The organism is Mesorhizobium sp. M0833, assembly GCF_040319905.1.
GTDB lineage: Bacteria > Pseudomonadota > Alphaproteobacteria > Rhizobiales > Rhizobiaceae > Mesorhizobium.
Window position 1 is genome coordinate 1 of the sequence record NZ_JAMYOQ010000048.1, and the last position, 20690, is coordinate 20690.

The following is a 20690-nucleotide window of genomic DNA, read 5'->3' on the forward strand; positions in this document are numbered from 1 at the left end:
AGGGCCTTATTGGCCCGCTTGAATTGCTTGGCGTGGGCATAGCGCTGGTGCTTGATCAGCGCCAGCTTGCCGACCCGCACATAGGTCTGGCGCAGGTCGAGCCGCGTTTTCTTCGCCAGCCGCACCAGCCGCTCGCGGGCGCGATGGATGAGCTTGGCGTCGGTCGGGAACATCACGTTCTTCGGCTGCACGGTCGTGTCCACGATCACTTGGCGCGTGTCGGTCGGCTTCATCGCCCCGGTCTTGACCGCAATGCTGAGGCTTTCCTGCAAAAGCGCGACGATCCGCTCCTCGCCCATGCGGCTGCGCCAGCGCGTTATCGACGAGCGGTCGAAGGGCAGGTCGTGGCGGAAGAACTCCTCGCCGCACAGATACTGGAAGTAGGGGTTTTCCACCCAGCGCTCGCACAGCACCTCGTCCGACAGGTTGAAGGTGTGCTTGAGGATCGCCAGCCCCGCCATCAGCCGGGTCGGCAGCGGCGGCATGCCGGGACCGTCCGAATAGACCGCACCGAAGCGCGCCTCCAGCACCGGCCAGTCGATCGCCTGCGCCAGGCGCACCAGCTCGTGCTTCATGTTGATGATCTGATCGAGCCTGGAGCGGAAAAGATCCTGCTCTCCCGTCTCGCGCTTCTCGCGTGGCCTGCCCATCGCCTGGCTCCGATTCACTGCGATGAAAGCAGTGAATCACACTTCGCCAAGCGGCGAAATCGCAAACTGGAATTGCAAGAAAACTATCCACAAACTGGCCGTTACCTGCAATTCGGAAGCCTGAAAAGTAGACTATTCCTATGCGATATCAGCGGCTTCCGTATTCTTCACGGCCGACCGGCTCCCACTTCGCGAACGATGCCGGCGCCCTCGTGGCCAAGGATTGCCGAAACTTTCCTTCCGAGTCGAGACCAGACAATGTGTAGGCATCGGTGTGGCACACACCGGTCGCCATGACTTCAACCAGTACCTCTCCGGCCTTAGGTCCACCGACTTCGATGGTTTCGATGGATAGAGGTTTATTCGCCTCCCAGGCGACACCGGCTCTGCTTTTCATATTTTCTCCTTGCAATAGCGTTTGGCCGGCATGGCATCATCACGCCGGCCATCGTGGCTCACCTGTTAATAGGTGTTGAAAACGTCTTGGATCGCCTTAAAGTCTGAACTTTTGGTCAGAGCCAACATGAGGAGAACGCGTGCCTTCTGGGGATTCAGAGAGTCAGATGTCACAAATCCCAGCTCATCGTCGTTGTGCTCGCCATTACGTTCTACGATGCCGCCATTAACGCGCGAGGAACGGACGAAGATGATTCCCTTCTTCACGGCTTCCTGAGCTGCCGGCTGGATTGCTTTCGGAACACTGCCGTTACCGGTGCCTGCCCAAACAATCCCTTTCACGCCGCTCGCTATAACCGCGTCTATCATGTTGGGCTTTACACCGACGTAGCTATAAAGGATGGCCACCTGTGGCAGGCTGTCCACAGAGAGGTCGAACTGGCTTTGAGTTGTGTGCTTGCGTATCGGCGTGCGATAGAAGTACGGCTTTCCAGCTTGCACATAACCCAGCGCGCCGAAGTCAAGTGATCGGAAGGTGTCCAAAGTAAAGGTATTCGTTTTGGTCACGTCGCGAGCAGACTGTATCTGATCGTTAAGCGTGATCAGCACTCCCTTTCCCTTCGCTTCCTCGCTGCTTGCAATAGCGACCGCGTTAAAGAGGTTTGCCGGACCGTCAGCACTGAGAGCCTGTGAGCCCCGCATCGAGCCGACCAGCACCACAGGTTTCTCGGATTTGACAACCAAATCGAGAAAATAGGCCGTTTCCTCCATCGTATCGGTACCGTGTGTGACAACGACACCCTTTACGTCGTTATTTGCAAGCGCCTCGTTGATGCGTTTCGCGAGCTTCACCCAGTTCTCGACCGTGATGTCGGGACTAGAGACCTGGACAATCTGCTCGGCGGAGACGTTGGCAACGTCCTTCATTTTTGGAACGGCATTAATAAGCGCGTCACCCAGGAGCGTAGCGTCTTTTGATGTGGTTTGAGCGATAGTGCCGCCGGTGGCCAGCACCAGAATGTTGGGTTTATTCTCTTGCGCTGTGGCTGCCGCGGCAGCGCACATCAGAGCTGTGGAAAGGAGCATTACCACCACTAAAGACTTTGGCATTGTTAGTTCCCCTTTTCATTAGGTTGATTGTGCCCTTATGACGCTGCCCGGTATCGGCTTGGCCTCGTAAGAAGATGAGGATCGGCCATCTGAGCAATTAAATCTTCGGATAGGTCCGGTTGCTCCGCGAGGACTTCACGGATTGTTTTGCCGGTAGCCAAGACCTCTTTCGCGAGCTCTGCCGCTCGTTCGTAGCCAATGGCCGGCGTTAAAGCCGTCGCCACCGCGGTACTGGCTTCAAGGTGCTTTCGGCAGTTTTCGGCGTTCGCAGTGACCCCCACGACGCATTTGCTTCGCAGCACGTTGACAGCGTTCGTAAGCAGCTCGAGGGAATGGAGGATATTATACGCAATGACTGGCTCCATTACGTTCAGCTGAAGCTGCCCGGCTTCAGAGGCGAGTGTGACCGTCAAATCATACCCGATGATCTGGAACGCCACCTGATTGACCACTTCCGGCACCACAGGATTGACTTTGCCTGGCATGATCGAGGAGCCAGGTTGGAGAGGCGGGAGGTTGATTTCATTCAGACCGCCACGAGGGCCGCTGGAAAGTAGGCGCAGATCGTTGCAGATTTTCGAAAGTTTCGTGGCGGTGCGCTTTAACATCCCTGAGAAAAGGACGAATGCGCCTGTGTCCCAACATGCTTCGACCAGGTTGCCGGCCGATATCAGAGGGAGCCCCGTCGCGGAACGAAGTTCTTCGACCGCGGCTGCCTGATAGTCGGGATTAGTGTTGATCCCGGTTCCAATCGCGGTGCCGCCAAGGTTGATTTCGTAGAAGAAATTGCCGATCTCGCCCAGTCGAGCGACATCTTCGCGAAGGGTAGTCGCGAATGCCTGGAATTCCTGGCCAAGAGTCATGGGGACGGCATCTTGCAACTGTGTGCGGCCGAGCTTGATCACATCGGCGAATGCCTCGGCCTTGCCGTCCAGTTCGGCGGCAAGCTGCTCCAGTGCCCGTTGCAAGTGGCCTCGGGAAAGAAGGATCGCAAGCCGAATTGCTGTCGGATATACGTCGTTGGTCGACTGAGACAGGTTGACATCGTTGTTCGGATGGAGCGCGCTGTATCTGCCCCGCGCCATGCCGATGATTTCGAGGCCCCGATTTGCGATAACCTCGTTGATATTCATATTCGTCGATGTACCTGCTCCCCCCTGGAACACGTCCAGAGGGAATTCATCAAGATGCTCACCCGAGATGATTTCCTGGCAAACCTGGCAAATCACTTCGGCTTTGGCAGCATCAAGATCGCCGAGCTTCGCGTTGGCGCGCGCTGTGGCGGCTTTAACGTAAGCAAGCGCTTTAATGAATTCCGGGAAATGGCTGATCCGGATACCGGAGATGGGAAAGTTTGCGATACCGCGGGCCGTTTGAGGGCCGTAATAGGCGTCAGCAGGAATGGCCACCGGGCCAAGCGGATCTCTTTCGATGCGTTCGGTCTGAGGAGCAGCGGTCATAAGTAATCCTCCCATGTTGAGGCGAAGGCAACGGACCTGTTTTTGACGGCACGGCCAATTCCGACGACGACACCGATCGCGAACGCAAACCACCAGCCGAAGAAGGCCAGGCTTAGCGTCCAGCCAAGCCCAGAGAGCAACCAGTCGAGATAAGTACGACCGTCGGAGCCTTGCTCGAGGAGTACGGAAAACATGAGGGTGTTCCTCGCAGGGGTGTTACAACGGCGCCGCAAAAGCCGGCGCCGTTGGCACGATCAGTAATCGACAACATCACTCGGGTTGGCGATACGCTCTTTCAGTGCTTCGCTCATCGGGAAGTTGAGATTGATGTTCTTCGGCGGGATCTCCGTCATGAACCACTTGTCGTAAATCTTGGTGAACTCGCCGGAGGCCATGAACTTCGACAGAACGTCGTCGACGGTTTGCTTGAATTCCGGATCGTCCTTAGAGAACATCAGGCCGTACAACCAGATGTCGTATTCAGACTTCAGAAACACGAGATCATCAGCATTCGGAGACTGAGCTTTTAGGCCAGCCAGTAGAATATCATCTTCCATGAACGCTGCAGCGCGACCGGAAGTGAGCAGCAGGAACGATTCAGCGTGGTCCTTTCCCTGCACAATGTTCAGCTCGAGGCCGTCCTTCTGGGAAAGGCTTTGCGCGATCCCAACGGCATTGGAGCCCTGAGCGACAACGACCGTCTTGCCTTTGAGGTCTTCAGGCGTTTCTAGCCCACTTTGTGCAAGCGCCAACCAGGACGCCTGGCCTGCGAAGGTCGATACGCTGAATGATACTTCTTCCAGACGCTTTGTGCTGCTGCCGGTGCCTCCGCACTCAATGTCGATGGTACCGTTCTGGATCAGGGGAATCCGGTTCGATGAGTTGACTGGCGTGAGGTTGACCCTAAGATCCGGGAGGCTGAGATCTGCTTTCAGGCGGCCGACCACGTGCGCACACAGATCCATGGAGAAGCCAATGGGCTTCTGGTCCGCGCCGAGATAGGAAAACGGGATCGACGCTTCGCGATACCCGATCGAGATCGCGTTGTTTGCCTTGATATTGTCGAGCGTCGGGCCAGCATTTGCCGACGAGATCGAAACCACGGCAATGGCGGTCGCGGAAAGAAGGGTTCGTAACTTGGACATGATTAATCCCTCTGGTTTGCGTTGAAGCTCGCGCTTTTTGCGTCTTTGTTGGGGACACGCAGCACTTTATTGCGTGGCCAGGAAGTAATCAGGCCGCTTTAGTCGTCCGGCCTTCCGAAGCATTCCGCTCTTTCACGACTTGAAGGAAACGATCGATGTCTGCTTCGGTGTTGAACATGCCGAGAGATATGCGAACACCGTCGCGTTCCGGCGAGAGGCGGACATCCTTGGACGCGAAGAAATCGATCCACTCCTCAGCCGGTAGAGCCGCGACGTAAATGTGTGGAGCGCGATGAGCGCGATCGCGCGGACCGACTAGTCTGACTCCGAGCTCGTCAAGGCCGGCAATCAGACGGTCGCCAAGGTCGAAGCAGTGCGCCTGGATCTTTTCGACACCGACTTCGCTTATCAGATCGAGCGCCGCGCCGAGGGCATGGGTCGCTGGTAGGTTGAAGTTGCCAAGCTCGAAGCGCCCAGCGGTGGCGGCAGGGGCCATATCATCCGGCAGGGCGATGAAGTCGGCCGGTGGATTGGCAACACTGATCGTAGCGAGATAGGCAGGCTCAAGCTCCGTACGGCTCTTGTCCCAGTAAAGTAGGCCCAGGCCCTGCGGAACGAGAAGACCTTTGTGGGTACCGGATCCGATGAAAGTCGCACCAACTTTCTTCGCGTCGATCGGAACCACGCCGACGGCCTGCATGACATCGAGCACGTAGTAGAGGCTCATTTCCTTGCAGAGCTGCCCGACGCTCTCGATATTGAAGCGGTGACCCGCGTGGAATGTCACGTGTGACATCGATATTGCCTTGGTATTTGCGTCGATGTGGGGGCGGAAGCTTGCCGCATCGACGACCTCCGTCATCGGAATAAAGCGGATCTCGACGCCCTTTTTCTTCAGATTGAGAAAAGCATAGGCGTTGTTGGGATGATCGCCGTGGACCATGAGCACATTGTCGCCTGCCTTCAACGGAAGGGCGTTGGCGGCGATGTTCATTGCTTCTGATGTGTTCTTTGTGAACGCGATTTCCTCAGAGGCGGCATTCAGGAGAGCTGCGACTTTCGCGCGAGTGCTTTCCATCCGATCAATCCAGATCGATTTTGGCCCGGCCGTCTCGTAGCTTTGCTTGATGAAGGTTTCGAGCGCATCCTTGACAGGCTTCGACAATGGCGTTTGGAATCCGGAGTCGAGGTAAGTCATTTTCTCGACGACCGGAAACAGCTTCCTCACCGCCTCAACGTTATAATACTGCGTCATCTATCTCTCCGTTTCGGCTCGCGGCGGGATGAGCCACGTCCTTCTCGTCCGTCAAATATGCGAGTTATCTGCACTCACCTTGTTCTTTGCGCTGCACAATTTTCCCTTTGCGAACAGCAGTGACTAAAGCATATGTAAAATGAGCTATCGGTCCACCAATATATCTTTTATCGGACTTTTTTATTCCAAAAAATGATAAATGATGGTAATCTGGCTGTGCATCAGCTCGCAGGTTAGACGCGCAGTGAGGAGCGTAAGAGCGCGTTGTGGCGGGCCGCATGCAGTTCCGCCATGCACCCAGCATGTAAAACACAGCATCGAGGGTTGCGCCGTCCGCGCCCCGTAGGTCAATGGAGGAGGGATTGGTGGAGTGCGAAGGTCTCTAACCGCCATTCACCAGCACAAGCCGAAAGGCGTTCCATGCTCAAGGCGTTCTCGCGGGCGACCGGGGGCGGGCAAAAAACGACGTCTGGCGTCGAGTAAACGAGCTCGCCTGCAGGCTTTGAAGGGGCAAAGCGCACGCCGCTCTCCAAGAGAGGCATCAACCATTCAATTCGACAACTGAACTGCCTGCCAATACAATCGGCAATCTACCACCTGCGGCAGAATTTGCGGATCAGGCGGGATTAAGGGGTTCGATAGCGGATCCGTTTCAACTCCCTGTCAGACATTCTCAAATCTGAGGTTTGCTGCTATGATCAAATTTCGGGAATTCTATACTCATATTTTGGGCTCTCAGTCCAACGCGAGGCATTAATGAGCTTAAACGTCAATTCGGATGGTCCATTGGATCGAGCATTTGCAATCCTTGATTTTGTGGCCACTCAACTCAAAGCAGTTACTGCGGCGGACATTGCCAAGAATCTCGACCTGCCCTTGCCAACAGCCCACAGATTAATCAGCAACCTCGAGTCCCGCGGACTGCTCCAGCGCGCGGCGGGCACGAAACGATTCGTTGTCGGCAACAACCTAGTCGTGCTTGCTGGGAAGACGATTGGCTCGGCCTTTCGAACGGCGCGACGCCACGTAGTTCTACAGAATGTCGCAGCAGAAATCGGAGAGCAATGCGAGATTGGAATCGCGCGAAACAATGCTGTGATCTATGTCGACAGCGTACGAGTTAAGGTCCCCCAAGGACTACAATTTGATCCGGGGCATAGTGCGCCTCTCTATTGTACGTCCACTGGCAAAATTTACATGAGCATGCTTCCTGCGAAGCCGCGTGAAAAGCTGGTTCGATCTCTGCAGATGGAGCAGCACACTGACAGGACGATAACCGATCCTAATGCCCTTCTCGCTGTTCTAGAGGAGACTCGCAGGGAAGGATGGGCTCGGACCAACGAAGAGTTCGTCAAAGGTGTGGTTGGATGCGCCGTACCAATTCTCGCTCCTGGGGGAACTTTGATCGCTTGCCTTGGTGTGTCCGTTCCAGTTGCCCGGGTCAGCTTTGAAGAGCTTCAAAGCTTCCGTGAGCCCTTGGTCCGAGCAGCAAAGTTGCTATCTGAGACGATACTGCAGACCAGCAGCGACTTTTCTGAAGAAGACATCGGCTAAAGGCAAAAAGCTGCAACCACTGTCCATCTAGTGCGTGCAAACGTGCGGTTGCAATTATGAAGCCCGCCGCATATTTCAAAACCTCCCGCATTCTCGTGGCATCTCAATTCCCTGTGCGTAACCGTGGAAAATCGCAAAACAGTATCCCCACGGTGACGGCCGCCTTGCTGAGGTAGTGTGAAGGCTGCTACTCCTAGTGCAAGCACTAGAGTCTTTCACGTTTTGACGGAAGCGTAGCCGGCGTTTGCGAAGTAGTTGTTGCATTCGGTTGCCTCGATCGTTTCAACGAGGTGGCCGATGTGGCGCCAAGTGTCCTCGGCGGTACGCTTCTGCGCTTGGCGCATCCAGTGTTTGATCTTGGCAAAGGCCTGCTCGATCGGGTTGAGGTCGGGAGAGTAGGGCGGCAAATACCAAAGCCTGGCGCCGGCGGCCTTGATCATCTGTCTGATGGCGGCCGACTTATGGCTTCCCAGATTATCCATGATGACGATATCGCCGGGCTTCAGCACGGTGATGAGCTGTTGCTCGACATAGGCGCGGAAGCATTGGCCGTTGATCGGGCCGTCGAAGACGCAAGGTGCCGCGAGCCTATCGCAGCGTAGCGCGCCGAGGAAGGTCAGCGTGCGCCAGTGGCCGTGCGGGGCCAAGCCGCGCAGCCGCTTGCCCTTCGGCCCCCAACCGCGCAGCGGAGCCATGTTGGTCTTGATCCAGGTCTCATCGATGAAGACCAGATGCTGCGGATCGAGGCCGGCCTGCCAAGAGCGCCATCGCTGACGCCTGCGGGCAATATCGGCGCGCGCCTGCTCAAGGGCGAACAGCGTTTTTTTTGAAGCTCAGGCCCTCGCGCCTCAAGAACATCCAGACCGCGTTGTGCGAGACCTTGACCCCGCGTGCGGCCAACTCATCCTTCAGACCGTGCAGCGTCAGATGCGGTGTCTCACGCAGACGCGCCTCGATGAAGGCACGGTGCGGCTCCAGCACCCTCTTGCGATGTCCGCCCATCTTGCCAGGCGCAACCGAGCCAGTCGCCCGATGGCGCTGCAACAACTTCACCGCCGCCGAAACCGAAATGCCGAACCGTTTCGCGGCCGACCGGCGGCTCTCGCCACCCAAAACCGCCGCTACAACACGTTCGCGAAGATCATCCGAAAGCGGTCGCGTCATCCGATGCTGGCCTCCACTCCAGCCAGCATCTTGAATCACAGAACCGACTGATGGGGAATCCCCTTCGATTCCGTCAAATCAGGAACCGCTCTAGACTGGCGCCAGCGGTGGGGTGCGGGGGTGCGAGACCATGCGCCTTCCAGATGCGCCTGACGGCGCTGGCGCTGATTGCGGCGGCTTGCGCCATCATGTCGGCGATCCAGTGGGTCGTCTCGCCCGGCGGATCAGCAAGCGTCAGTGCCACGACGCGCTCACCGACATCGGGACCGAGCGGCGGAATGCGCGACGGTCGCGTCTTGTCGCGCAGCAGCACGTCACAGCCTTCCGCGGCAAAGCGCTCCTGCCAGCGCCACACGCAGGTCTTCGACTTGCCGGTGCGGCGCATGATCTCGACGGTGCCGACGCCGTCGGCGGACAAAAGCACGATCTCGGCGCGCCAGACATGCTTTTGCGGGCGTTGCGATCCCTGATCAGCGCCGTCAAACGGACGCGATCGGCCGACGAAACGGTGAACGATATTCCTGTGCGCATGCGCCAGACTCGCACGCGCAGGCCAGAAAGGGACTCTCTGACTGGACTCTTATGTCAGGCAGGAGCCACTAGTGACGACGGCGAGCACAATTGTAAGATTCGTTCTTGTCCAAATCATCATCGGTTCCTTTTTCCGACAATCCACATGCGGCCGTCGGGGCCGTTATAGTAAGAGCATTTGTGCTTGCCCAACCAAACACTCAATGCCGAAGCCATTACGCCAGCAGGCCGTGCACGCCTGGTGTGGACTTCTTCTAATTATGCCCCGACTGATTCGGGCCGACAGAATGTGCATGATCAAATCCCATCTTGTGCATTCGGTTGTGAAGGCGCCGATATGCGGCCTGAAGCAAAAGCCGCATCTCTTTGTGCCGCTTCTCCTCGGCGCGGGTTCCTATCGTGTCGATGTAAGCTAATGCGCCCTCGATCTGCTCCAGGATTGTAAGCGCGTCAGCCGCCGCAAAGAACGCGGAGCCGTCGACATCAATCATAACTGGCGATGAGTGAGCGGCAATTATCTCAGGCTTGTCGTCATATTTGGCGCGGACTAGTAACGCGATCCAAGAACTCTTGGGGATACTTACGGACCATATCCCGGCATCCCGGTCCGCTTTCAGTAAGCAACTTTCCTCGACCTCACCATTGACAATAAGTTGTATCGAGGTCATGGGCACTATCACGCTAGCTACTTGCCAGCTAATGTCGATTGTCCCACCTGATGAGGCCATGCTAATGCGGCTTCCCATGGGCTTTCCCTCTACATTGAAATCCATGAGGGGACCGTAGGTCACAAATGTATGACCTGTGCGAACAGCGTCCATCCATGTTTGGTAAGAAAACTCCTGGTGGTCCGGAATTTTGGCGTAGGTCCGAATAGCTCCCACTGCTCGACCAGCATACCGTGCCGATTGCTTGTCGGTTCCAGCTACAGCAGGAACCAGATAGCCGTTGTTCAAATAGCGATACCAATCGGAAAGTGAATAAGGGTCAATGCCGCCGTAAGCATCCCTACCTGGGTACAGTTCAATTGCGTCGGCCTCCTGAAGAATTATCGTCGCAGCGTTCTCCAGCCGCGGATTCGGGAAGTGGGGCAGGACGACCAGGCCGCCCTGCTTGCGGCACTGTCTCGCCCATTCAGTGAGGAGCACGTCGACTGGGTCGCCGATGGCTGATTCGTCAGGGCCGCCGGAGCACAGCGGCAAGATCATATTGCCTGAATAGCCGAGAAGCGAGATCTGGCCGAGGACATGCTGGCGGTTTTCGGTGCCGACGCGCACCAGAAATTCACCGTCACCTCCAGCGGCCTTAGTGCCGAAAGTTGTGTGACCATCGAAATCGCCGACGTTGGACATCAGCTCTCCCCACTGGCTGGCAAGAAGATTGATGACATTTACGCCCTGCGCGGCACCTTCCAGCATAGCTGTTGCCGGAGACAGGAAATGGACGTGCGTATCGGCGGTAACCCAACCCTTTTCACGCCAATGAAGAGCCTTTTCTATCTCGACTGTGATCTGTTTGGTTTCTCGTGTGATTTCGAATGTTTTCCGGATGGGCTTAACCTCGAATCCTTTTGTAATTTCTAGGAAGATCTCGCCCAACGGCAGATCAATCATCGCAAATCCCGAAATATATGTGGATAGATGATTGCCATGGAAAAAGTCCGGGCTGTAATTCTCGAACCATCCTGGATTCGGGTTTCGCATCCGGTCAACCGGAGCGAGGTACTCACCCATCTTACCATGGACGTGAAGCTTGACCGGAAGGAGCCTATTTGTCCCTGCCTCAACCACGCGAAGAATCACTCGCTGGTCCGCAGCGGCTATCGGCTCCAAGATGAAGTCCTTCTGAGAGCTATGCTTTTCAAGGTCGCGGACGGCGATGCGAGTGCCGTCCGGCAAATGAAATTCAGCGTCTTCGTGAGCGGCATACTCGACGACCACTTCATTGAATGTCGTACCGGGCTCCAGGTTTTGACGTGTCCTTTCCCAAGCCTCCGTAGGATAAATGAGCCGCGGGCTGGCAGAAATAACTTGGCCGAGATCGATTTGGACCTGGTTCAAACGACTATCATCATCGAGAGCGGGACCGAAGCTCAATTCGGGCGGCACCCTGAGCAACGCTTTCTTGCGCTTCTCCCAACGGAGCGGCATAGAGTGTGCGTTGCCTGCTGCTACCCCAAAAATAATCAAAGTGCCGCACACGTGTTCGAACCTGAGTGCCTTCACTGCTTTCTCAGGATGCGGATTTTCGAAGGCCCATAGAAAGTTATGCCATGGTGCCGGCTCCTCAAAAAGGAGCTGAGTCTGGCGCTCGCCCCAAGTGGGACCGTGAGCAGTGGTGTCGTTGATAAGCGTAGATTGGTGGCCGCTATTGAGCGACAGAGGCCGAGGTTTCTTGGCCGTTACTGCCTGGAGACATTGCTCTCCCCACCGGAACTGAAACGAACCGACCTGATGCCGCCGCCGAATTTCTGCCCTTTGCTCGGAGCCATCTTCGTAAATCAAGACGTAGTCAGCTGCGTGTTCGCCGAGCTGGCCGCTTCCTCGCATTGGGGAGACAAGCCCGTTCGAAGCGGCGGCAAGCGAACGTATATCCGAAGTATGCAAGAAGACGAACCACTGAGCTGCCGTCGGCGAAATCATGACTGTAACCGCCTGATCCCGGAGAAGAACCGGGCGCCCAATTTGGAAAGGGATGCCCCACGCCACACACGAGCCGGAATGCGCGAACGGGACGGCCTTAGCCAGCTCGGCCGAAACTTGTGGATGTCGTGCAAGCTCCTCGAGCGAGACCGTGCCCTCAAGGCTGACAGGCCGGAACATCGACGAAGCTGGGCCGTCTCGATAAGCACTCATGTTGAAGTCCTTCGTCTCTTTGTCTTTAGCCTCGGCGGCACCCGAACACCATCAGCAGGTCTCCGTTCGATCCCGTGTCACGCGGAGCTTCGTTGCTCGCTCTCGATGACTTACAATATGCCGATGGCCTGTAGTTCCCAATGGAGAACGCAAGAGGTAATAGTGGCCTTTAATTGGGTTCGGTTGTCGTTCATCGTTTTGCCGCTCGGCTAAGTGTATCCTTGCTCTGGAGAGGGTTGTTTCTGTCCTGCGCTCTTGAACCATCAATCCCTCTTCAGATCTTCAGATGCTCATACTGGCCTTGATCTTGGCATAGCTCGCGATCGCAGCTGTCACCGTTTTCAGCGAAGCCCCGCGCGGCCCCGCGGCCCCGCTTGTTGCCCCGCTTCTACAAGCGCGTGCGCCGAGCATGCGGAGAGACTTCATGCGCAATTGTCACAGGAAGGCGCCAGAGACGCCGCGCCTATGCCTTGTGCCGACTTCTATCTGGATAATTTGAATGTTCGGCATGGTTAGAGCTCTTCCCGGGTTCGTGGGTCTGAGGTCCAGCCGGAGAAATCTGCGAGACCGGTCGCTGCTCTACCGCTACGTCGGTTTCGCGCGTGAGCGGGAAGTGGCATTTGAAGCTATGCTCCGTCTCAGCCGAGTTGGCTGCAGCTTCGGGGAAAACCCGGCTGCAGATTTCCTGCGCGTATAGGCAGCGGGTGTGAAACTCGCAACCGGATGGCCGTCTGAGCATGCTCGGCACCTCGCCCTTGATCTCAACTCGATTGAGAACTGCATCGGGATCGGGCACTGGATTGGCCGAGAGCAAGGCTTGCGTATAAGGATGGCGCGGGTGATCGAAGATGTCTTGGGTCGAGCCATTTTCGACCACACGGCCGAGATACATGATTGCCATACGGTCGGCCATGTGGCGGACAACGTTAAGATTGTGGGTGATGATGACGATGGCGATCCCGATTTCATCCTGGAGGCGAGCAAGAAGATTGAGCACCTCGCCCTGGACCGAAACATCCAATCCCGCTGTGGGCTCGTCGGCGATGATCAGGTCTGGGTTGAGTGCAAGGGCACGCGCGACGCCGACGCGCCGGGCCTGTCCGCCAGAGAGCTGGTGGGGATAGCGGCGCCTAAAGTCCGCCGGCAAGCCGACCATGCGCAACAGGCGCTCCGCTTCGGCATCGGGATCGCGATTGCTCACGCCGTGTATGCGGAATGGCTCGGTGAGTAGCGACTGCACGGTCAGCCGCGGGGAGAGGGAGCCCACGGGATCCTGGAACATCATCGTAATGCGGCGCAGGTAGGACTTTCGTTCGGCCGCTTTGAGATCAATAAGTTCCTGCCCGTCGAAACGAATGCTGCCGCTAACAGCCGGCTGAAGGCCGATGATCGTGCGCGCGATGGTGGATTTGCCAGATCCGCTTTCGCCGACGAGGGCAAGCGTCTCGCCCTTGCGGATTTGAAAGGAGACGCCGCATACAGCGTCAATGAAAGGGTCTGCCGTGCCCGTGGTGAGCGCCTTCAGTGACCCCATGGTGCGGAAGCGGACGCGCAGATCCTGGACACTCAGCAGCGCACTCATGCCGCAACCATCCCAGCTCGATCGAGCAGATGGCATCGCGCGACCTGGTCAGCAGCGACACGGTATTCGCCAGGTGTCTCATGCACGCAGCGATCGAAGGCGTGAGGACACCGCGGGTGAAAGATACATCCCTTTTTGCTGCCGAGCAGGCTGGGGACCTCTCCCGGGATGGTCGGCAAATTGCGCGTCCGTTGTTTGATCCGTCCAGGGTCGCACTCAAGCAGCGCCCGAGTGTAGGGATGGCCCGGACTATGAAAGATGTTCCGCACCGCCCCCTGCTCCACCACCTCGCCCGCATACATGACGGCAACTCGGTCGCACAATTCAGCGACGACGCCGAGATGATGGGAGACAAACAGGATGGAGCAACCGATCTCCCTTTGCAGATCCTTGAGCAGGTGGATGATCTGAACTTCCAATGTAGCATCAAGCGCTGTGGTCGGCTCGTCGGCGATGAGCAGCGCCGGTCTCACCAGAAGTGCCATGGCAATGCAGATGCGCTGGCGCATGCCACCAGAGAACTGATGCGGATAATTCCCGATGCGGCTTTGCGGATCCGGAATTCCGACGCGCTTGAGCATGTCGACGGCTCGATCGCGCTTTTCACTACGGCCTCGTTGTTCGTGGTGTTGGATATCGATCATCTGGCTCTCGATTGTCCGCACCGGATTGAGCGCGGTCATCGGATCCTGGAAGATCATGGAGAGGCGATCGCCCATCAGACTGCGTCGCGCTTGGGAAGGCAGCGTGAGCAGGTCGCGTCCCTCAAACAGAATTTTGCCGGCTGTGACTTCTGCATTTTCCGAAAGCAGGCCCATCACCGTATAGGCAAGCGTCGATTTTCCAGATCCGCTTTCGCCGACGATACCGACCACCTGCCCGACCGGCACATCGAGTGAGACGTTGCGCAAGGCGTGAACACGCCCACGAGGCGTGCCGAAGTCGAGGTTGAGGCCGCGGATCTCGAGAAGCGAGCGGACAGACATGGGCGTTCTCGGATCGTCACGTCTCATAGGTCTTTCCGCAGCTTGGGATCGAATATGTCACGCAAAGCTTCGCCAAGGAATGTGAAGCCAAGCGTAGCAATGACGATTGGAGTACCGCCGGCGATGATCAGCCAGGGAGTCTGATTGATATAGACATAGCCTTCACTGAGGATTGCTCCCCAGTCGGCTGTAGGTGGACGGACGCCCATTCCGAGAAAGCTGAGACCCGCTTCGAAGGCGATCACCGCTGGCACGTCCATGCTCACAAGTATGAGCAGCGGCCCGATCACATTCGGCAGCATATGGACGGTAAGGATCCGCGTCGTACCAGCTCCCATGCAGCGTTCTGCGTCGATATAATCACTGTTGCGCAACGCTTGTGTTTGGGTGCGTACGACACGCGCGTAGATCGGCAAGGATGTTATTGCTACGACCAGGATCACGCTGGACAGACTGGGACCCAGAAGCGCGATAATGGCCAATGCAAATATGATGCTCGGGAAGGAGCGGATCGTATCGAATACGAGCAGGAGGAGATTATCGAGCCAAGGCGGCCCAAACCCCGCGATCAGGCCCAGCACGAGCCCGACCGTCAACGAAATGCCGAGGGATGTGAATGCGACGAGCAGCGGGATCCGGCCGCCCATAATCACTCGAGAAAACGTGTCCCGACCGAGCTGATCGGTGCCCAGCAGAAAGTCGTGTGACGGACCTGCAAGGCGCGGCCCGACCATGATACGGATCGGGTCATGCGTGATGACAAGCGGAGCAAAGATCGCGCTCGCCACAACGAGCAGGACAAGCGCGGCACCGAGCACGCCCAGACGGTTCTTGCCCAATTGCCGCAGGAAGCTACGCAAGGCGCCGGGGCTTTGCCCTGCGTAGGCTTCTGTACCAATCACTTCAATGCTCGCCATGATTAGAGCTTTTCCCGGGTTCGTGGGTCAAGACTGGCATTCACCAGATCAGAGAACGTCGTTGCAATGACAATAAGGAAGGTAGTGACGAGCACGACGCCCATAATGATCGGATAGTTGCGCGTATTGACCGCGTTCACGATCAGCGCGCCAATGCCAGGTCTTGCGAAAACTACCTCGGCAAATACGGCACCTGAGAGCAACCACGCCACGCCCACGCCGAGGATGGTAACTGTCGGCAGGATGGCGAGCGGCAGCGCATAACGCAAAACGATGCGCCATTCCGAGATCCCGAAGGAGCGGGCCATTCGTATGTGGTTTTCACCCAGGATCTCAAGCATGGATGCGCGCACGAGTCGGGAAATGTAGCCGACCCAGCCGATGCCGAGGGCAAAGCCCGGCAGGACGAGGTGGCTAAGTCTGTCCCAAATGCCATTGCCGGCTCCGATCGCTGGCAGCCACCCGAGCGTGACAGAGAAGATCAGCAGTGCGTAGACTGCCGTAACGAAGGACGGAATGGCGATCGTGGCGACCGCCACAACGGCCACGGTCTGGTCGATCACGGAGTTGCGCCGCATGGCCGAGTAACAGCCGAGTGGCACCGCGACCGCAACCGCCCAGAAGATTGAGACCAGGATCAACTCGATCGTATACGGCAATTGGTCGAAGACGATGTCGGCGACAGGCCTCTGGCTGAACACGTCATAACCGAGATTGCCATGGAGCAGCCCTCCGAAGAAGGTGACAATCTGCACCGGAAGCGGCTTATCCAGCCCCATCTGCTGATGGATCTGCGCCTTCATCTCCGGCGTGGCGCGCGGGCCGAGCAGAACCGCAGTAGGATCGCCCGGCACCGCATGAATCATCAGGAACAGAAGCGTCACCGCGATCACAATGATTGCGATCGAGAGGGCGATCCGTCTCAGAACGTAGAGCCACATGGCCATGCCCTATAGCAAACTCAAGCCTAAACCGGCCTGAAATCGAGAAACAGTGGGTATCCATCCGGGCGCGTTGCGGCTTGCATTTGCGTGGTGCGATACATGACTGGATGGGCCCCATGGGTCAGAAACCGGAAAGCGCCGGACTCTTCCATTATATCCTGCATCTCATGGTAAAGCTTGGCCCGCTCTTTGGAATCCTCAATCGTAATTGCTTCGGCATTGAGCTCATCAAAGCGCTCGCTGCGGAAGCGCATCCAATTCCAGACACCAACCTGATCTTGGACGAAGGAGCTGGTTGCATAGGAAGGTTCAGGCAGACCGGAGAAGGCCAGTATGACAAGCTGCATGTCCTTCCAGCGTTCACCTTCAGATTCCATGCCGAGACTCTGGAACGAGCCGGAATCCTGGACATTGACCTCGACCGTGATGCCGATCTGCGACAATTGTGCCTGCACGATCTGGGCAATGGTCGAATGAGTGTTCGTGTTCCGGCAATCGATGGTCAAGCTCAGATCGCTCACCCCCGCTTTGTCCAGGAACTCCTTGGCCTTCTCGAGATCGCCTTCCGGTGGGACGAGCGCCTTGTCGCGGTGCCCGACAATACCTGGAGGAATGATGCCCGTCGCGACGTCGACCTCACCGGAAAAGGCGGCATCCAGTATCTGCGGCACATTGATCGCCCATTGGACCGCCTTGCGGATATTGATGTCCTTCAGCTTCGGGTGATCCATATTCATGCCGATCCAGTGATACCAAAGTGAGGACTTTTTCTCGATCTTGGTGTTGGCAGGTGGGTTGCTCCTAAAGGTTGGAAGCGAATCCAGACTGATTTCAGTAAAATCGATGTCGCCCGCCTGATAGGCGCGCTCGGCCGCCTTGTCGTCGTCCATCGGCAAGATGCGGATTTCATCAAATCCCGGCTTCGGCCCTGACCAGTCCGGGTTGGGTGTCAACAGCACATACTGGTTCGGCTTCCACTCGGCGAGCACATACGGGCCTGAGAAAGCGGGCGGCTTCATGCCGAAATTACCCCCGTCCTTGGTCGCCTTCATCACCGCGTCCTCGGAAACGATGTGGCCAACACCAAAGGGAAGCGCGATGTTCCAGAGTGGCACGAAAGGCGTCTTGAGCACGATCACGCCAGTATAGTCATCTTCTATGTCGACACGATCGAACGACCCCCAATCCGATTTTAACGGCGCATTATGTTTGATGACACGCTCGAAAGAGAACTTGACATCCTTGGCGGTCAGCTCGCCATAACCGCCCGTGAACATGATGCCTTTCTTCAAGTGAAAGCGGATATGCGTCGGGTCGACCTGCTCGATCTTTTCCGCCGCCTCGAGTTCCCAGCCCCATTCGGAACCTGGCTTGAAACGCGTGAGCTTTGAATAAATGCATTCCATCACTTGGACATCGATTGTACCCTGGTAGAACCCCGGATCGAGCACGCGGATGTCGCGACTGGAACGCCCCTTAAGCACCTTGCCCTCTGCTGCCCAGATAGCCTGCGAGAGCGGCATGCCGGAGGCTATGATGCCTCCTCCGAGCGCGGCTCCAGTTTTCAGAAGAGTTCGGCGGCTCAAGCTGCGCGCAATACCATCCATGATCTATTCCCCTTTCTTAAACTTCTCTTTGAGAGAGCGCTTTCTGGTCTTCAAAGGGAACCATGACGTTTTGTGGAAGTCCACAATCTTATCAAAAAAATGGGAACAAGTATTCCGAAATTTGATAATTTCCGCTGTGCGCCCGACCCGAACTAAGCCTGAACCTCATCCGTGACGCTCCATCGCCTCGACCAAAACAGGAACCAGCGCCTTCGTCGCTTGCCACAGATCCGGTCAGACGCCTCCCAGATGACGATCAGCGCTTCACGAACGGCATCGTCATAAATGCGGCGATCGTGCCTCGGCCCTGAACGAGACGGAGACGGGCCCTTCCGCAACAGCCGCATTGCGTGCTTGCGGTGAAAGCCGCTCACGGCAACAAAAATTCATCGAGAATGCGCGCCTTTTCGGCCCGGCCGCCCCGCACATAACGCTCCCTCACCGCACCTACCAATTCATCCCGTTTCGCCACGCTTACCTGCCTCATCTGATCTGCCCCTGCCACACCATTGCCGGGAGCAGATCAGATGAGGCAACGGATTACGCTCAGGAGCAATTCAGACGAGGCAATGCGACCTCTCACTTTGATTGCCGCGCCGCACTCAGAGCGTTCTTCCTGCGCATCCGCAGCAAACGTGGCCATCAGATCGCTGCGGTTGCCGTTGCCCGCAAGCTCGTCGTGCTGATCTGGCACTTGCTGACAAGCGAGCAGGATTACATCTGGATTCGGCCGGTGCTGGTGGCCGCGAAGCGGCGGCAGCTCGCTCTCAAGGCCCGGGGCACCGAGGCCGCGCGTCGTTGGCGCCGCGGAACGGCCTTCGCCTACATGTGAAGGAATTGCGCCACGGAGCGAGCCCACGGGCTGATGGTCCGGCACTGTCGGTCACGAGGAGCGAACCGGCGCACGGACGCCACAAAGGAGGAACAACCATAAGGTTGCGTGGCGGCGCTCTCATCCTCTCGCGCCACTCTTTGCCACGTGGTCGTCCGTGCCGAGCGAACATAGCACAAGAAATGTGCCGGCACGACGGTCGCCGCTGCCCCGACCTGCTCCAGCTGGCCCCGTGCTTGACGCCGTCAACGCGTGGCCTGGGAGCGTCGTGGTCTGCCGAACCGTCGGTGCTGCGGCCAGCCTTAAATCGCCGACAGAACTTTGGTCACAGCGCTCTTGAGGCCCTCGTGCGCATCGGAGACAACCAGCTTGACGCCGCGCAGGCCGCGGCGGGTCAACTTGCGCAGGAACTCGGTCCAGATCGGCTCGGTGTCCACTCGCCGCTGTGTGCAACCCCATATATAGTTAATGGGTATCAAAAAACTCCTGAATCTTCGCTGGATCGGTGGTCTTGGTCAGCGCCAACATCAGCAGGATGCGGGCTTTCTGCGGATTGAGCGAATCAGCCGTGACGAAGCCGAGTGTGTCATCGTCAACTTCGTCGTTACGTTCGACAACGACGAAATTGACGCGCGATGCGCGGACAAACACCAGCCCCCGCCGTACGGCCTCACCAACTGCCACCCGGAGCGACTTCGGGAGGTTGCCGTTGCCAGTCCCTGCCCAAATTACGCCTTCGTAAGCAGACGCCGTTGCTTCAAATATATCCGGCGTCACACCAGCGTAGCTGTAATGGATCGCAACGCGAGGCAAGATCCTACAGCTGAAGTGGAGTTTGCTCGCTGATGTGTGCATGCGTGTCGGCGTACGATAGAAAAGCGGCCTGCCACTTCTAACATAGCCAAGAGGACCAAGACCTGCTGCCTTAAACGCGTCCAAATTGGATGTCGTCTTTGTCACATCGCGCGCCGAATGAATTTCGGAATTCAGCGTCACGAGCACGCCTTTGCCCTTCGCGTTGGGATTACAAGCGATGGCTACAGCATTGAAAAGATTCGCTGACCCGTCAGCCCCCAGGGAATACGGGCGGCGCATGGCTCCAACGACAACGACTGGCTTTTCACTTTCGACAACAAGATTGAGGAAGTATGCTGTTTCTTCCAACGTGTCGGTGCCGTGCGTAACCACCACGCCTTGGATGTCGTCTTCCGACAGGGCGCTATTGATTCGACATGCCAGTTTTAGCCAGTCCTCGACTGAGATGTCGGCGCTTAAGACCTGAGCGACCTGTTCCACCGAGATGGAGGCCATATCCCTGAGCTCTGGAACTGCCTGAACCAAATCGTCCCCACTTAAGGTCGGATCCATGGGCGATGTTTGTGCGATCGATCCTCCTGTTGTGACAATAAGGATTTTTGGGGCGTTAGATTCCATGCTTTCAACCTCTTCTGCCTCTGGATTTCCCGCCAGGGTTGGACGTCTATTGCCGGTTTTCCGGCGCCCTCCCTGTACACGGAGCGCACACGAATTTGTCGACCTCACTAGCTAAAATCCAACTTTTGAAGAGGTCGAGATGCGGCAAGTGACGATACTCAACGAGATGTTTCTGCGACGCAAGGACGCTGAGAATTGGCGCTCCACTTCGAGCGCCGAATCTCGACAGCAAGAGCCGAAGTCACCTGCAATTCACGACATACGAGCT

General features: G+C 57.1%; 16 protein-coding genes and 4 pseudogenes. 2 read left to right on the forward strand and 18 right to left on the reverse strand.

Annotated features, from left to right (window positions below):
- The 7 genes and pseudogenes from NKH98_RS30715 to NKH98_RS30745 all read right to left on the reverse strand — a co-directional run.
- Positions 1 to 650 (reverse strand): IS5 family transposase (locus tag NKH98_RS30715; RefSeq protein ID WP_352904050.1); only part of this gene is annotated, 650 nt, incomplete at its 3' end.
- 179 nt (positions 651 to 829) lie between these two features.
- Positions 830 to 1047: pseudogene (locus NKH98_RS30720) on the reverse strand (alcohol dehydrogenase catalytic domain-containing protein); the annotation flags it as partial.
- 65 nt (positions 1048 to 1112) lie between these two features.
- A complete protein-coding gene (locus NKH98_RS30725; RefSeq protein WP_352904051.1) occupies positions 1113 to 2156 on the reverse strand; it encodes an asparaginase in 1044 nt (347 codons plus the stop codon).
- 35 nt (positions 2157 to 2191) lie between these two features.
- On the reverse strand, positions 2192 to 3616 hold the full coding sequence (locus NKH98_RS30730; RefSeq protein WP_352904052.1) for an aspartate ammonia-lyase: 1425 nt from the start codon (positions 3614 to 3616) through the stop codon (positions 2192 to 2194).
- On the reverse strand, positions 3613 to 3810 hold the full coding sequence (locus NKH98_RS30735; RefSeq protein ID WP_352904053.1) for a hypothetical protein: 198 nt from the start codon (positions 3808 to 3810) through the stop codon (positions 3613 to 3615). The genes NKH98_RS30730 and NKH98_RS30735 overlap by 4 nt, the downstream gene beginning before the upstream one ends.
- A gap of 60 nt (positions 3811 to 3870) precedes the next feature.
- Positions 3871 to 4761: an amino acid ABC transporter substrate-binding protein gene (locus tag NKH98_RS30740; protein ID WP_352904054.1), complete on the reverse strand. Its 891-nt coding sequence runs from the start codon at positions 4759 to 4761 to the stop codon at positions 3871 to 3873.
- Between the two features lie 88 nt (positions 4762 to 4849).
- Entirely contained in the window at positions 4850 to 6016 is a 1167-nt protein-coding gene (locus NKH98_RS30745) for an aminotransferase class V-fold PLP-dependent enzyme (protein ID WP_352904055.1), read from the reverse strand.
- Positions 6017 to 6772: 756 nt separating this feature from the next.
- Between NKH98_RS30745 and NKH98_RS30750 the strand changes: the two genes are divergently transcribed.
- On the forward strand, positions 6773 to 7570 hold the full coding sequence (locus NKH98_RS30750) for an IclR family transcriptional regulator (protein ID WP_352904056.1): 798 nt from the start codon (positions 6773 to 6775) through the stop codon (positions 7568 to 7570).
- 215 nt (positions 7571 to 7785) lie between these two features.
- Here NKH98_RS30750 and NKH98_RS30755 read toward each other — a convergent pair.
- The 9 genes and pseudogenes from NKH98_RS30755 to NKH98_RS30795 all read right to left on the reverse strand — a co-directional run.
- Positions 7786 to 8734 (reverse strand): IS630 family transposase gene (locus tag NKH98_RS30755; protein WP_352650035.1). Its coding sequence is split into 2 segments (ribosomal slippage): positions 7786 to 8397 and positions 8399 to 8734, totalling 948 coding nucleotides; the frame shifts between segments, so codons are not numbered across the junction.
- A 118-nt stretch (positions 8735 to 8852) separates the two neighbouring features.
- Positions 8853 to 9265: pseudogene (locus tag NKH98_RS30760) on the reverse strand (helix-turn-helix domain-containing protein); the annotation flags it as partial.
- A gap of 254 nt (positions 9266 to 9519) precedes the next feature.
- On the reverse strand, positions 9520 to 11907 hold the full coding sequence (locus NKH98_RS30765; RefSeq protein ID WP_352904057.1) for a CehA/McbA family metallohydrolase: 2388 nt from the start codon (positions 11905 to 11907) through the stop codon (positions 9520 to 9522).
- A gap of 676 nt (positions 11908 to 12583) precedes the next feature.
- Complete coding sequence (locus NKH98_RS30770) at positions 12584 to 13702, reverse strand: ABC transporter ATP-binding protein (RefSeq protein WP_352904058.1); 1119 nt, start codon at positions 13700 to 13702, stop codon at positions 12584 to 12586.
- Entirely contained in the window at positions 13699 to 14715 is a 1017-nt protein-coding gene (locus NKH98_RS30775) for an ABC transporter ATP-binding protein (RefSeq protein WP_352904059.1), read from the reverse strand. The genes NKH98_RS30770 and NKH98_RS30775 overlap by 4 nt, the downstream gene beginning before the upstream one ends.
- The gene (locus tag NKH98_RS30780; protein ID WP_352904060.1) at positions 14712 to 15605 is read right to left on the reverse strand and encodes an ABC transporter permease; all 894 of its coding nucleotides are present in this window, start codon (positions 15603 to 15605) and stop codon (positions 14712 to 14714) included. Before NKH98_RS30780 ends, NKH98_RS30775 begins: the two co-directional genes overlap by 4 nt.
- A gap of 2 nt (positions 15606 to 15607) precedes the next feature.
- A complete protein-coding gene (locus NKH98_RS30785; protein WP_352904061.1) occupies positions 15608 to 16546 on the reverse strand; it encodes an ABC transporter permease in 939 nt (312 codons plus the stop codon).
- 26 nt (positions 16547 to 16572) lie between these two features.
- Positions 16573 to 18156, reverse strand: a complete 1584-nt coding sequence (locus tag NKH98_RS30790; RefSeq protein WP_352904062.1) for an ABC transporter substrate-binding protein — start codon at positions 18154 to 18156, stop codon at positions 16573 to 16575.
- A gap of 168 nt (positions 18157 to 18324) precedes the next feature.
- Positions 18325 to 18643 (reverse strand): annotated as a pseudogene (locus NKH98_RS30795) (transposase); the annotation flags it as partial.
- A gap of 192 nt (positions 18644 to 18835) precedes the next feature.
- Here NKH98_RS30795 and NKH98_RS30800 point away from each other — a divergent pair.
- Positions 18836 to 18988: a hypothetical protein gene (locus tag NKH98_RS30800; protein ID WP_502894348.1), complete on the forward strand. Its 153-nt coding sequence runs from the start codon at positions 18836 to 18838 to the stop codon at positions 18986 to 18988.
- Positions 18989 to 19296: 308 nt separating this feature from the next.
- On the opposite strand, the pseudogene NKH98_RS30805 reads toward NKH98_RS30800, so the two are convergent.
- Positions 19297 to 19422 (reverse strand): annotated as a pseudogene (locus NKH98_RS30805) (transposase); the annotation flags it as partial.
- A 31-nt stretch (positions 19423 to 19453) separates the two neighbouring features.
- The gene (locus NKH98_RS30810; RefSeq protein ID WP_352904063.1) at positions 19454 to 20422 is read right to left on the reverse strand and encodes an asparaginase; all 969 of its coding nucleotides are present in this window, start codon (positions 20420 to 20422) and stop codon (positions 19454 to 19456) included.
- Positions 20423 to 20690: the final 268 nt, after the last annotated feature.